Source organism: Tenacibaculum sp. Mcav3-52, from assembly GCF_022347665.1.
Lineage (GTDB): Bacteria > Bacteroidota > Bacteroidia > Flavobacteriales > Flavobacteriaceae > Polaribacter > Polaribacter mesophilus.
The window spans coordinates 556,516-570,664 of record NZ_JAKRGE010000001.1; the positions used below are offsets into that span (position 1 = coordinate 556,516).

The window sequence follows — 14,149 nt, forward strand, 5'->3', positions numbered from 1 at the left end:
AGGTGACGACTGAGAAATCTTAAAATTGCGTGTTAGGTACTTTCACAGGTATTTCTGACTCCCTTGAGAGAGATTTCTCGCTATCGCTCGAAATGACAGTAAGGTTATCCCTTATGAATAACAATCGCTTCAACTCGTGCTAACTGACTTACAAAATCAAATACATCCATCAATTCCCAAGTAGGAGTGAGGTGGTTTTGTAATTCTTCAAAGCTTATGGTTTCTCCTATGTTTAGCTTTTCTATAATTGTGTTTAGTTGTGAGTTATTACTAACAACAACTTCATTTCCTCTTGCCATTATACAGGTTTTCTCTGTGTTTTCTGTATGTATTAACAACGGAAAAATTGTCTTTCCCTTAATTTGAAATGGCGGGTTGGGTAAACTTTCTTTGTTCTCAACTATTGAAGGTTGTAAAACTCCTGCGTTACTTTTTAGCCTAGTAATATATTTTGAAAGTGTTTTTTTGTATTGCTGTTCCCACGTTTTACGGTTTAATAAGCTATTCCAATCCAATTCTTCGGTGGTTACATCTACTGGTGGTAAATACCCTACATTCGGATTTTTTTGTAGCTCTTTTGAGGCTATTTGTGTGGCAATTGTTTTTTCTAAATAATCTCTGGACGGATTTATATAATCCATTACCACACTCAACGAAAACTCATCAGTTTTTGCAATATGATATACATGATGCGGAATAAACATGGCCGATTTTGCTTTTAACGGATATGTTGTAGATGTTGGCAGCATTGTATCTACCTCGTGGAACACCTGAGTATTGTGTTCTATTTGGTTGTATTCTTCAATATCCCAAGTGTAAAAATCTTTATGGTTGGGGCCTAAATGAAACAAAAAACCTTCTTCTCCTTTGGCTTCTTTATGAATTCCGAAAGGTGTAAAACCATAGTTTCCCATAAAAAACAAAAAAGAGAGTCCGCCTAAAGGCATTCCTGCTTTTTGAAGTAAGGGAGCTACAATGTGACACATTCTCTCGGTAAATTTATTACTAAAGCTTTCCAAGCTATTAAAAACAACTCCGAATTTTTGATCTTCGAAGAGCTTCTTACACCATTGCTCAATAGTTTCCTCTTCTTTTGGTCTATTGGCTACCATTTCTTCTGCTATTCCGTTTTGAAGTTCGTGGTTTATGTATACTTTGATGCCTTTGTGCAATTCTCCTTTGTCTAAAAACCGATTGATGATGTTTTTTAATTCTTGTTTTAAAAAGATTACATCGTCATCAGAAAGTATGTTATCTACAGAGGTTGGTTTGGTGAGTTCTTGTGAGTTTTGATAGAGTTTTTTCCAAGTTTCAGAATTCTTCTCGTTGTTCATAGGTTGGTTTTAAAGCTTATGTTGATAAAAATAAGGTATTTTGAAAATTATTTTTACGCTTTTATTCCTTTATTTTAATCAGTTATACCTGCTCTATGTTATTATGATGTAGGTGAGGGGTGAAGTAATTTGTTTGTTGGGAACAAACGACTGAAAGATTGCTTCGTTAGCACTCGCAATGACGGTTTAAATGACAATAAAGGTATGAATAAAAAAGCTGTCTAAAATAGACAGCTTTTTGTTTTTACATCGTTTCTGAAGTGTTTAAGACACTTTCTGCAGCATCTCTTACCATTCTGGATACATCTTCTAAAAAAGGTTTTAAAACATTTGTAGCTTCTTCAGATTCGGAAAGCATTTCTATTAGTTCTACACGTTTGTCAACTGAAAAGTTTTGTGATAAATCAAACAGTTTTTCTGCTCCTAAAGCAATAAACCAATGTTTTGAGGCTTCATTATATTCATCAAGTGCTATATCTGCAATGTATAATGGATTAACTTCTAAACTATCCAAAAGGTTTAGTAGGTATGTAAATGCTGCTTCTTTGTACTCTTCTTCTTCTGATTTTTCTCTTATTTCTTCTAAACTAACTTCTTTTTCACGTACTTTCATTCGTAAAAATGCTTTGGTAAAGTCTCTCGTCAACATTTTGGTTCCTTCGAGGCTGTGATTTGCAAAAAGTTTGATAAAACGATGTTGTTTTTCCTCAGATAGCATCCAAATAAATTGCTGAATTGTCATCGCTGAATAATTTCTATCATAGGCGTTGAAATCTTCTTTTTTGAGCATTTTATTACATAATGATGCCATATCTGCATAACTCACCTCATCATCTAAATATTCTTGTAATTTGGTAACTAACATTTCAACATCTTCTGCATCGGTAGTTTGGTTACGAATGGCGTTTAAAATTGCTTCTGTATCTATTTCTTCTGGAAATAACACAAACTGACCGTATGGTAATGATACTTTTTTTGATGTTATTTGTGAGTCTTCAAGCCTATGGTCATTATACGATTTATCTAACTGTAAAATAACGAGTTCTTCTCCTTTCTTTTGAAGTAATTGAACTTGGTTATAGTCGTTAATTTTTGTGGAAAGGTTGGTAACTGCGTTTGGATGAAATGATATTGATAATTTTTCTAAAGCAGAAGTTTCTTTATTTTCATAGTTGTAGTAATTATAAAAACTTTTGCATACACTGGCATTGTATGTAGCCAATCTTTTATACCACGGTACTAAGTTTTCTTGAAATAATTTACTTACTGTTTCTTTAAATGCTTCTGGTTGATTGAAAGGAAAACGTTCATTTTGTAACGATAAATCGATAAAATATTCAATTCGTCTATATGCATCAATGCAGTGCATTCCTTCATCTAAGGCTAGTGCACGCTTTTTATCTATTACATCAAACATACCTGTTGCAGTACTGTCTATTTCATTATATTTATCTAACCATACTAAATATGGGGCTTTATCTCCTTCCCAACTATTATGAAACATTTTTTGAGCTACTACCATTTGAAAAGCAATACTTTGTGATTTTGGTACTCCATTTTTTTCAATTCTGTCGTAAAAATCAATTTCTTTTAATGGGTTTTCAAACGAATAGTCGTATTCATCGTCTGCTGTTATTTTTGCTAATAATTGTATTACTTTTTGTGGAGCTAAAGCAACCCATAGTTTCCACAATCGCTTTGCTTGATGCTGACTTGGTAATGGCATTTGTGATAACCAATAACAAATAAGTACTGTACGTTGATTGTCTTCGTAGGCATTATCGAATAAATCGTACTTTTTTTGTTTAGTACTTGCTTCTTCTTTTTTGTCTACTCGTAAGACTTTTTTGAATATTTCTAGTGCTTCTTCTTCCGTTAACGTGCTGTTTACCTCAGTAATATATCCTAAAGCTTGCTCTTTAATAGGATCTAAGTCTTTATTTTTTTCATCAATAGGATTTATCAATGATTCTTCTACCATTTTAGCTATCAACGTCCAAACATTTTCATTAACGTATTTAAAAAGTCTTTGTGTATAATCATCTCCAACACGTTGTTGAAAGTCTTGAAAAAGTAGGTGCGTTGCTAAAGCACAACATCCTAAATTGTCTTTTGGCCACCAAGAGCAATCGCGTCGTTCTCTTTTTTCTTCAAAAACAAAAGCTGCATCGTCAAAATTCTTTTTAGAAAGTTTTGTATCAAGATCTGCAAACTCTCGTAATACTTCTATTATGATATTTTTTTCATGCTTTTCTTTCTCTTCTGGTGTTGCTCCTTTTGAAAGCTGCGGATGATAACGTTGCTGATATTCTTCAACACTTAATAAAGGATCGTTTTTAGTTACAACATCTTTAATATCGTCATCAAACGGTTTTTTACCAAAGGCGTAATAAAACACATCTAGTATACGTAAATACATAGCGTTACGTTCTTGTTGTCTTTGTGCTACTTCTGTATCTTCTGGTGTACCTGTAGGTCGTGTTTTAATGGTAAGAATTAGACCGTTTTGATAGATTTTTTCAACATCATCTTCTTCTAATGACAGCAATTCTGCTGTAACATCACTAATAATATTTTCTAGAGATTCACGAACTTCATTTTCATCACGATAACCACCTGTGAAATACAGCATTCGTAAGTACATAACACGAGCATGCTCTTTAGCTAAGGGTAATAAATCTGTCTGTGGTAAATCGTTTAAAGCTTCTTTATGTTGACCTGTTTGTACATATTTCCAAAGATCTGCACCACGATGTAAATGTAAGATTAACTCTTTTACACTTTTTAAACCGTCTCCATATTCATAATTATCAAAATAGGCTTCTCTTTCTTCGTCTTCGTCCTTTTCTCTTTGCGCCTCTTCATTAATTTTACTTAAAGGTTTTTGAAGTGTATTTTTAATCTTTTTTTCTAAATCAAATGCCTCATTTTCTAAGGTGTCTTCAATAAAATGTTCTTGTAATACCTCTTCATTATCCTCTATCGACTCAGCCCATTCTTCAGCAACAACTACTAAACTGAAGTAAATATCTAATACAGGATGCGTTTCTTCTGGGTCATCATCACCGTAAGGTAATAGTACTGGTTCTTCTACAAATCGCTCTTGAAGCGCTCGTTTAAAATAGGTATATTCTTCTGGATTTGCTTTTAAATAATTTCCTAATGATTTTTCTTGTGATGTTACAATTGCTTGTCTAAAATAACTATTATCACACCAAATAAAAGCTTTAATCATAGGTCTATTCCATCCATTTTTTTGGAATAAATCGCGTAAATACTCTTCGTAACCTACAGCGTGTTCATCATCCCAATAAGGAATTAAAAATTGCGATAATAAGTAGGTATAATTAGCATCTGTTAGCGCTAGCATATACAACGCCTCGATACCAAAAACACGCATATCGTCTATCCATAAATTCCAAGTATCATTAAAACGCCTACTGTGTGCTACTATTGCTTTTGCGGTGGTAACTACCGCTTCTTTTAATGAAGGATACTCTAGTGCAATGGCAAAAAAGAGTACTTCTGAAATATAAATTTCATCAGTATCTCCAATATGGTTTGGGTAATAGCTTGAACCTCCATCTGGTCCCATGTTCAGTGCATTTTTTACCAACTTTTGATTGTTGGTATCTGCTACTTGAATACGACGTTGAGTATCGTTTTCAATAATTTTAAACTCTACATCAAACACCTGGTTTACGACTGCTTTATTGCTGTCTAATAGTTCTTTGTACTTTACTAGAGCTTCTTTAATAGAGGTTTCGTTTCCTAAATAAAAAGGAATGATTTGATGCTTATCAAATTGATTCATTTACAATAAAATTTTTAGTTTTCTTTTCAATTTTTTTGAGAAGAGTGACTGAATAGAAACTACAGCAATGTTTTTGCTATTCTTTTTTTAAGCTGAAGTAATTAACAATCGTGGGGAACTCTGCGCAAAACTCTACACAAATTTACGTTTTCGTTCAGGTTTTACACTTAATAAAATTCAAATTTTACAATACTTTAACAGATGAAAAAAAGGTGTTTTTCTTAGTTATTTAGTTTTGAATTAGATACATTTTTTTAAGCCAGCTTCAGTTTTCATAGGATGTTTGCTACTAAAAATTAAAACAGACTTCTCTTTAAAGTCGAAATAAAAAATGTAGAATAAGAGAACTTAAAAGTTATTATCTAATTCACAAACATTTACCTGACTCAAAATCTTCTTTGGTAATTGATTTTCCATTTATAGTGTCAGTATCCCAATCTTGTGCAATTAACCAAGTATTTTCCTTTTTTTTTAGTACCACGTGGAACCTACCATATACTGTGCGAGGTTCTTTATATTTTTCAGTATATATGACCCGATAATACCCTACTTCATAACCTGTGTTTTCTTTATAGATTCTTTGATTAAAACAAAAATCTATTTGTCTTTTTTTTGTTGTTGGTTTTTGATAGGATGTTTGTATTGAATTCTTGTATTCCTCTCCTATACGAATTCCATACTTATTTACTCTTAACACATCGTTAGTATGTAAATTATTAAATGATTCCCAATCTCTAGCTTCAAAAGATTTTTTAAATGGTTGCCATATTTGTTGATTAACTTCTTTTTCTATTATTCCATTGTTTTGTGAAAAACTCAACGCAACCGAAACTAATAAAATTAAAATAGTATATACCGTTTTCATTTTTGATAAGATTAGAATTTCATTTGTTAACAAGTTAGTGATTTTTAAAGAGTGAAAACTACTTTAAGTTTTATCAATTGTTATTTTTAGTTTTATAAGTATTATTTATTCTTTTATTTTTTCTCTATCTTTTTTATTTAAACTAACGTAATCGGTGTTTTAAAGGGTTTAAAAAAGCTGCCCTAAGGATTTGTATTAGCTAAGAATAAAAAGCCTTTAAATCAGATAAAAAAACACTGTTTTAAATTAACATATCTTATGTATTTATAAATTACGATAAGAAAAAATAATACTTCGTTTTTGACTAGAATTGTTAACTTTCGGCGATATTTTTGTGACTTTATTTAAAACTTGTTTTTAAATAAATACACTTTACTTTCAATTAAAAAAATTTAAAAAAAATTATGTCAATATCAGATTTATATTCAAGTGGAAAACATAAACAAGAAATAGGACACTTTGCTAGTATAGTTAAAATTGCTAAAACTGATGGAGTAATTTCTGAAGGAGAACAATTACTATTGGACAGAGCTGCAAAAAAATTAAATATTAACGAGGAAGAATATAAAGGTATTTTAAAAAATCCTGAGAAGTATCCAATAAATGCACCTATTAGTTACGAAGAGCGTATTGAACGTTTATTTCATTTAACAAAAATGATTTTTGCTGATGAAAATGTAGCCAAAGAAGAAGTTGGTATACTACGTAAAATAGCTATAGCTTTACATTTCTCTACTGATAATGCTGAAAAAGTTTGCGATGAAGCCGTTCATTTAGTTTTAAACAATAACGACTTAGATAATTTTACCGAAGCTATTAAAAAGGTAAATGCCAATTAAAATAATTATACTAAAAACTTATTAAACCAGTTATTACTCTAAACACTTATCTCCCGATGAAACATAAAATTTTATTCATAGCAATACTTACCTGTTTAACAACGTCTGTTTTTTCACAAAATTTAAACGACTCTTGGCAAATAGGTGTAGGTTTTGGAATAACAAAATTTAGTGAAAGTGACGCCGCTTTTATTGGTGATCAATATTTATTTCAAGTGCCTACTGTAAGTTTAACCATGCCTATTGGCGATCGTTTTTCTTTAGATGGTGCTGTATCTTTTAATACTATTGATGACGTTGGTTTTATCAAAAACTCTGCAAAGTATTTTTCTATGGATGCTTCATTTCGTTATAACTTAAATGCTATTTTTAACAAGTTTGCTCCGTATGTTTTTATAGGAGGTAGTGTAGTAGATTCTGAACGTAAAATGACACCTACACTTAATGTTGGTGCTGGTGGAATTTATTGGGTTAGTGATAATATTGGTATTAACCCACAGCTATACTACAAACATTCTTTTGAAGGTTATGAAAGTATGCGTTCACATATTCAAGGAACTCTGGGTGTTGTATTTAAACTAAATTGGAACAATGGAGGTGATAACAATGCTCGTAATGCTGCAAAACATTTAGGAGGTTGTATGTTTTAATCTTCTAATTTAATATACAAAAAAGCCGCTTTAAAAGCGGCTTTTTTTTGCTTTATGATAACGCGTTAATCGCGTTTTGTATTCTGGTAATAGTAGTTTCTTTGCCTATCATTGTCATGATATCAAACAAATCTGGACCTGCTAGTTTTCCTACCAAACTTAAACGAAGTGGTTGCATTACTTTACCAAATCCTATTTCTTTAGAAGTAATCCATCCTTTGATTTCTGTTTGAGTATTTTCAATTGAAAAATCTTCTATTTTAGAAATTACTTCTACTAATTCTTGCATTAATTCACTCGTAGTATCTTTCCATTGTTTTTTAACCGCTTTTTCATCATATTCTGAAGGGTTTTCAAAGAAAAAGTTAGATAACTCCCAAAAATCAGCTACAAACGTCGCACGCTCTTTTATTAAAGAAACTACTTTTTCTGCCTGATCTTTATCTTTTGTTATGCCTTTTTCTTCAAGAATAGGTATGAATAAGGCTGTAAGCTCTTTGTTAGACTTTTGTTGTAAATACTGTTGGTTAAACCATTTTGTTTTATCTGGACTAAACTTAGCTCCTGATTTACTTACACGCGCTAAATCGAACGCTTCTGTTAATTCCTCTAAACTAAAAATTTCTTGTTCTGTTCCTGGGTTCCATCCTAAGAATGCTAACATATTTATAAATGCATCAGCAAAATAACCGTCTTCTTTGTATCCACGTGAAACATCACCTGTTTGCTCATTGGTATATTCTAACGGAAATACTGGAAAACCTAGTTTATCGCCATCACGCTTACTTAATTTTCCTTTTCCTACTGGTTTTAAAATTAATGGTAAGTGTGCAAATTTTGGTGCTTTCCAATCAAATGCACGATATAATAACTCATGAAGTGGGAGAGAAGGTAACCACTCTTCACCACGAATTACATGTGAAATTTCCATTAAATGGTCATCTACAATATTTGCTAAATGATATGTTGGCATACCATCAGATTTAAACAATACTTTATCATCTAAGGTGTTTGTTTCCACTTTAATCGTACCACGGATTTCATCTTGTAAAATTAAGGTCTCGTCTTGTGGAGTTTTAAAACGGATCACATACTTTTCTCCTGCATTTATTTTTTCTGAAACTTCATTAGCAGAAAGAGCCAACGAATTGTTTAACTTTAAACGATTATGCCAATTATAAATAAAGGTTTTTCCTTTTTCTTCATGATCTTTACGGTGTGCATCTAATTCTTCAGCTGTATCAAAAGCATAATATGCCCAACCAGATTCAATTAACTGATCTGCGTATTTTTTATACAAATCTTTACGTTCTGACTGACGATAGGGTCCGAATTTTTCGTTTTTACCTGGACCTTCATCAAACGGAATGTTACACCATTCTAAAGAATCGATTATGTATTTTTCTGCATTAGCTACATAACGTGTTTGATCGGTATCTTCAATACGTAAAACAAAGGTTCCGTTATGTTTTTTAGCAAATAAATAATTGAATAAAGCAGTTCTTACACCACCTATGTGTAATGGTCCTGTCGGACTCGGAGCAAAGCGTACTCTTACGTTCTCAGTCATTTTTTTATTGATTTGAAAGCGCAAAGATAGTTTTATGTTGATAGAAAAGAAAAGGGAGGTAAGAGAAAAAAAGAAAAAAGCGAGTTAAACTCGCTTTTAAAATTTTATTTATACTGGCAGTAGCCATGAAAACAATACATATCTCTTCTTGGACAGTCTTGATCATATTTACACCTGGTAAGTCCGAAACCTCCATTAATATTTTTCTGCTCTGTCTTTTTTAAGGTAGTACCTAAATTTGAAATGTGTTTTAACATCTTTAAAGTTTTTAAAATTAGTAGTAGCAATTTAATTTAACTTTAAAAATTCTTCGTTTATTTTACCTTACAAAATGTAAGGAAAAGCCTTACTTTTTTAAAACTTATGATACAATCCAAAACTCAATGCTGGAGCTTTAGCTACATTTCTTCCCGCAAAAGCACCTCCGAAACCAACATTAGCTCCAAAAGATTTATTGAACTCACCTATAAACTTAAGTCCAAAGGCAGCATAGCTTTGATCGTTTACATACAAACCTGTAGCTAAATTTTCTTGAGGTAGTATTACATCACCATTTTTTAAAGAAGCAACACCGTCTAAAAATCCTGCTACCCATAACCAATTTAGTGCTTTGTAACCAACTTCTCCTCCTAATTTATAGTTAGAGCTATAGTCGTTTGTTCTAATATCAAATCCTGTAAATGCTTGTATATACCATGAATCAAAACCTCTTCCTGTTAAAAACAACGGTGTGAATGTCCACGCATCATAGCCTGTTCGTATTCCTGAATTTTCTTTATAACTGCTTGTATTCGCTTCAATAGAAAGTTGTCCTGATAACAACCATTTATTATTAGAAAAGTTGTGTTTTATTCCTAATTGAATATTTCCTAATAAAGTTTCAGAAGTTTCTTCAATAGTAAAAGAAGGAAAAATTACAGACATATCTTCAGTAAAGTCACCTGTTTTAACCATTTTCAAAGGAATGTTAGCAAATAGTGTTGTTTTGTCTGTTACACCATATTCTCCGTACAGTTGTACTGTATTGTCGGTGATTTCTCGTTGGGGTTTGTAGTCTGGATTACCATAGATTTTATCATAACTTCCAATAGTAGTAAATGAAGCTTGAAGATATCCTTCATTTTTATTTTTTGTCCATGGACTTTGAGAAAAAGCATTAAATGTAATTAAAAATAATGCTGGTAAAATTAGTTGTTTCATGCTTAAAAGATTTTATAATTAGTTTACAAAAGCTTTCATTCCTTACAAAAGGATATTATTTTTTATAATACCTTTCTAAAAAATAAAGTAGTATTTTAATTAACACTACTTTCATACATTTTCTGGATCTTAGCTTATACAACATAAATGATTTTGTATAATCCCTGTACAACTTATTCCTGTCGGTGTATCAAACGCACATGGATTACCTTCTCCAAAACCTACATATCCATTTCCTCCCGGATACCTTTCATGACAACCTGTAATATCACATCCATTATTTCCTGAAAAGAAACCTCCTTTTATGTTTTTTTGTGCTACCTTATTAAGTAAAACACCTAAGCTTGAAATGTTTTTTAACATCTTTAAAGTTTTTAAAATTAGTACCAGCAATTTAATTCAACTTTAAAAACTCTTCGTCTTTTTTCCCTTATAAAAGGTATGGTAAATCCTTATTTTTTCTTCAAATAACATATTTAAAGGGGATTATTAATGAAAAATAGGGGTTTAAATAAATCTTTAACTAAAATTCTCTCTTAAAACACGTATTTTTATACTTAGATATGGAAGATTTTAATAAAATACAGCAAAAGCTAAAGCAGTTTAGTAAGAAGTTTTATACAAATGAATTGATAAAAGGAAGCATTTTATTTGTTTCTTTAGGATTAATTTATTTGCTCTTTACTCTGTTTATTGAATACTTTTTGTGGTTAAAACCAACCGCCAGAACTTTTTTATTTTGGTTATTTATTATAGTAGAAGTGTTCTTATTTTTCCGTTTTATTTGTTTTCCTATTTTTAAAATTGCAGGTTTACAAAAAGGAATTTCTTTTGAAGAAGCTTCTAAAATTATCGGAAATCACTTTCCTAAAGTAAAAGATAAATTATTAAATGTTTTACAGCTACAACAAAACAATCAGCAGTCTGATTTATTAGCTGCTAGTATTGAACAAAAATCGAAAGAATTACAACCTGTTTCTTTTAATAAGGCCATTGACTTTAGTAGAAATAGAAAGTATGTAAAATATGTTTTAATTCCTTTCTTAATTTGGGGAATTTCATTACTTACAGGAACCTCTAAAAAGCTCTCACAAAGTTTTAATCGTGTAGTAAATCATTCAGTAGCATATAATCCTCCAGCTCCTTTTTATTTTAATTTAACCTCAAAAGATTTACGTGTTATTAAAGGAAAAGATATAACTGTATATATACAAACAGAAGGGGAGGTAATACCTCAGGAAACCAAAATTCATTTTAATAATCAACAATACTTTATGGAAAGTGAAGGAAATGGTTTGTTTTCATATACGTTTTCTGAAGTTCAAAATCCTATTTTATTTTATGCAAGTGCCAACGGAATTGAATCTAATGAGTATACTATAACGATTATTAAAACTCCATCGATTCAAAATATTTCATTAAATCTAACCTATCCATCATACATAGGAAAAGCTTCTGAAACAATTAACAACACCGGAAACTTAAATGTTCCACAAGGAACAATTATAAAATGGGATATTAAAACTTCTGAAACCGATACAGTTACCTTTATAGAAAAAGAAAAAAGAACAATTTTTAAACAAAAAGAAAATAACGAATTTGAGTTTTCTAAACGTGTACTGAATAATACTAATTATCAAATTACAACATCTAACAAAAATCTAACAGATTACGAACAGCTACAGTTTTCTATTAATGTAACTAAAGATGAATATCCAACTATCAATGTAAATTCAAATATTGATAGTATTTCACGTGGAAATGCCCAGTTTGTTGGTCAAATTGCTGATGATTATGGTTTTAAGAGGTTAGAATTGGTTTATTACGATAAAAAAAATAATCAAAACACTAATAATCAAGTAATTAAAATAAATAAAGAGAACATTCAAACCTTTTATTTTGAATTTCCTGGAAGTTTGGATTTAAAAGAGGGAATAGACTATGAAATGTACTTTCAAGTATACGATAATGATCTTGTAAATGGTAGTAAAAAAACCATGAGTAGAAAGTTTAGATACCAACAAAAAACAAAAGAAGAAATAGAGGAAGAGCTATTACAAGAACAAAAAAACTACATAGAAAACATAACTAACTCACTAGATCAACAACAAAAAAGTAAGAAAGATTTAGAGAAAATACAGTTTGATTTACAAAACAAAAAGAATATTAACTGGAACGATCAAAAGAAAATTCAGAATTTAATAAAGCGTCAGGAGCAATACAAGCAAATGATGCAACGTCAAACACAAAAATTACAAGAGAATTTTTCTGAAAAGAAAGAGGAAAATGAAACTCTTGAGCAGAAAAAAGAAAATCTTAAAAAGCGTATTGAAGAACTTAAAAAGTTAGAAAAGCAACAAAAATTACTAGATGAATTACACAAGCTTGCTGATAAACTTAAGAAAGAAGATTTAATTAAAAAGACAAAAGAACTAACTGAACAAAACAAACAACAAGAACGTAGTTTGGAACGTATTTTAGAAATGACTAAGCGCTTTTATGTAGAACAAAAGATGAATCAATTAGCAAACAAACTAGAAGATTTGTCAAAAAAACAAGAAGAGTTAAGTGACAAAGAATCTAGTAAAGAAGAACAGCAACAAATTAATGAAGAGTTTCAAAAGGCAAAGAAAGAGTTAGATGATTTAGAAAAAGATAATCAAGGTTTAAAACAACCCATGGAAATGCCTTCTATGGAAGATTTAGAAAAACAAACTCAAGAAGAGCTTAATAAAGCTGAAGAAAATTTAGATAAAAATAACGCTTCTGAAACAAAGAAAAATCAAAAAGAGGCTGCTAAAAAAATGCAGCAAATGAGTCAGAAAATGCAACAATCAATGCAATCGATGAGTGCTGAAATGGAAGAAGAAAACATGGAAGATTTGCGTCAAATATTAGAAAACCTTATTACTTTTTCATTTGATCAGGAAGCTTTAATGAATGAATTTTCTTCCTCAAATTCATCACATCCAAACTTTGGTAAAAACCTTCAAAAGCAACACCAACTTAAAACCTATTTTGAACATATTGATGATAGCTTATTTGTGCTTTCTATGAGAGTTCCTAGTATATCTTCAAAAATTCAAGATCACTTAGCACAAGCACATTATAACTTAGATCAATCTTTAGAAAATTTTGCAGATAATTATTTTCAAAACGGAATCTCTAATCAACAGTATGTAATGACTTCAGCAAATACATTAGCGGATATGTTGAGTAATACTTTAGATGCTATGCAAAATCCTAAACCTGGAAATGGAAAAGGGAAGGGAAAAGGTAAATCGTTTAGCTTGCCAGACATCATTCAAAAGCAAAGTGAATTAATGGAAAAGATGAAACAAGGCATGCAAAAGAAAAATCAAGGAAACCCAAAGGATGGAAAGGACGGTAAAAATAAAGGTGAAAAAGAAGGGCAAAACGGTGAACAAAGTGATGATTTAGATGGTGAATTATATCAAATTTACAAAGAACAATCACAACTTAGAGAACAGTTAAAAAATGCTATTAACGAAGGAAATGCAGGGAATAAAGAAGCTAAAAAAGCTTTAAAAAAGATGGAGGAGTTAGAAAATCAAATTTTGGAAAAAGGTTTTACACAAGAGAGTATTAATAGAATGCAGCAATTAAACTACGAGCTACTTAAATTAGACAAAGCTACATTCGAACAAAACAGAGATAAACAACGTAAATCAAACACCAATTTACAAGAGTTTAATAACAATACAACTAAGGAATTGAAGTTTAAAAAGTTGTTTTATAACCAAACTGAGATATTAAACAGACAATCACTACCTTTGCGCCAAAATTACAAAAAGAAGGTGCAAGAGTACTTTAGCCTTCCAAAGGATAGAAAATAACGTATTAAAAAGCCTTTAGA

10 protein-coding genes are annotated in these 14,149 nt (G+C 30.8%); 3 read left to right on the forward strand and 7 right to left on the reverse strand.

The genetic code is table 11. The features are described from left to right. Window positions 1–104: 104 nt before the first annotated feature. From MHM83_RS02575 to MHM83_RS02585, 3 genes are all read right to left on the reverse strand, one after another. Entirely contained in the window at window positions 105–1,334 is a 1,230-nt protein-coding gene (locus tag MHM83_RS02575) for an RNA methylase (protein ID WP_239178301.1), read from the reverse strand. 244 nt (window positions 1,335–1,578) lie between these two features. After that, window positions 1,579–5,148, reverse strand: a complete 3,570-nt coding sequence (locus MHM83_RS02580) for a hypothetical protein (protein WP_239178302.1) — start codon at window positions 5,146–5,148, stop codon at window positions 1,579–1,581. Between the two features lie 367 nt (window positions 5,149–5,515). Beyond that, a complete protein-coding gene (locus MHM83_RS02585) occupies window positions 5,516–6,013 on the reverse strand; it encodes a nuclear transport factor 2 family protein (RefSeq protein ID WP_173359039.1) in 498 nt (165 codons plus the stop codon). Between the two features lie 404 nt (window positions 6,014–6,417). Between MHM83_RS02585 and MHM83_RS02590 the strand changes: the two genes are divergently transcribed. Together MHM83_RS02590 and MHM83_RS02595 are read left to right on the forward strand one after the other, a co-directional pair. Beyond that, the gene (locus MHM83_RS02590) at window positions 6,418–6,852 is read left to right on the forward strand and encodes a hypothetical protein (RefSeq protein WP_047788045.1); all 435 of its coding nucleotides are present in this window, start codon (window positions 6,418–6,420) and stop codon (window positions 6,850–6,852) included. A 56-nt stretch (window positions 6,853–6,908) separates the two neighbouring features. Further along, complete coding sequence (locus tag MHM83_RS02595) at window positions 6,909–7,502, forward strand: outer membrane beta-barrel protein (RefSeq protein WP_047788046.1); 594 nt, start codon at window positions 6,909–6,911, stop codon at window positions 7,500–7,502. Window positions 7,503–7,554: 52 nt separating this feature from the next. Here MHM83_RS02595 and gltX read toward each other — a convergent pair whose 3' ends face one another. The 4 genes from gltX to MHM83_RS02615 all read right to left on the reverse strand — a co-directional run bounded on the left by gltX (window position 7,555) and on the right by MHM83_RS02615 (window position 10,635). Then, the gene (gene gltX, locus MHM83_RS02600) at window positions 7,555–9,072 is read right to left on the reverse strand and encodes a glutamate--tRNA ligase (RefSeq protein ID WP_073182349.1); all 1,518 of its coding nucleotides are present in this window, start codon (window positions 9,070–9,072) and stop codon (window positions 7,555–7,557) included. Window positions 9,073–9,176: 104 nt separating this feature from the next. Further along, on the reverse strand, window positions 9,177–9,329 hold the full coding sequence (locus MHM83_RS02605) for a hypothetical protein (RefSeq protein WP_167712604.1): 153 nt from the start codon (window positions 9,327–9,329) through the stop codon (window positions 9,177–9,179). 97 nt (window positions 9,330–9,426) lie between these two features. Next, entirely contained in the window at window positions 9,427–10,272 is an 846-nt protein-coding gene (locus MHM83_RS02610; RefSeq protein WP_159488689.1) for a hypothetical protein, read from the reverse strand. Between the two features lie 129 nt (window positions 10,273–10,401). Continuing rightward, entirely contained in the window at window positions 10,402–10,635 is a 234-nt protein-coding gene (locus MHM83_RS02615; protein ID WP_073182351.1) for a hypothetical protein, read from the reverse strand. A 200-nt stretch (window positions 10,636–10,835) separates the two neighbouring features. On the opposite strand from MHM83_RS02615, the gene MHM83_RS02620 reads away from it, so the two are divergent. Next, window positions 10,836–14,129, forward strand: coding sequence for a DUF4175 family protein (locus MHM83_RS02620; RefSeq protein ID WP_239178303.1), 3,294 nt, complete (start codon window positions 10,836–10,838; stop codon window positions 14,127–14,129). Window positions 14,130–14,149: the final 20 nt, after the last annotated feature.

Bases quoted from the DNA above. Each gene is read 5' to 3' on its own strand.
- MHM83_RS02615 (WP_073182351.1), bottom strand. From the start codon at position 10,635: ATGTTAAAAAACATTTCAAGCTTAGGTGTTTTACTTAATAAGGTAGCA.
- MHM83_RS02575 (WP_239178301.1), bottom strand. From the start codon at position 1,334: ATGAACAACGAGAAGAATTCTGAAACTTGGAAAAAACTCTATCAAAAC.
- MHM83_RS02585 (WP_173359039.1), bottom strand. From the start codon at position 6,013: ATGAAAACGGTATATACTATTTTAATTTTATTAGTTTCGGTTGCGTTG.
- MHM83_RS02590 (WP_047788045.1), top strand. From the start codon at position 6,418: ATGTCAATATCAGATTTATATTCAAGTGGAAAACATAAACAAGAAATA.
- gltX (WP_073182349.1), bottom strand. From the start codon at position 9,072: ATGACTGAGAACGTAAGAGTACGCTTTGCTCCGAGTCCGACAGGACCA.
- MHM83_RS02610 (WP_159488689.1), bottom strand. From the start codon at position 10,272: ATGAAACAACTAATTTTACCAGCATTATTTTTAATTACATTTAATGCT.
- MHM83_RS02620 (WP_239178303.1), top strand. From the start codon at position 10,836: ATGGAAGATTTTAATAAAATACAGCAAAAGCTAAAGCAGTTTAGTAAG.
- MHM83_RS02605 (WP_167712604.1), bottom strand. From the start codon at position 9,329: ATGTTAAAACACATTTCAAATTTAGGTACTACCTTAAAAAAGACAGAG.
- MHM83_RS02580 (WP_239178302.1), bottom strand. From the start codon at position 5,148: ATGAATCAATTTGATAAGCATCAAATCATTCCTTTTTATTTAGGAAAC.
- MHM83_RS02595 (WP_047788046.1), top strand. From the start codon at position 6,909: ATGAAACATAAAATTTTATTCATAGCAATACTTACCTGTTTAACAACG.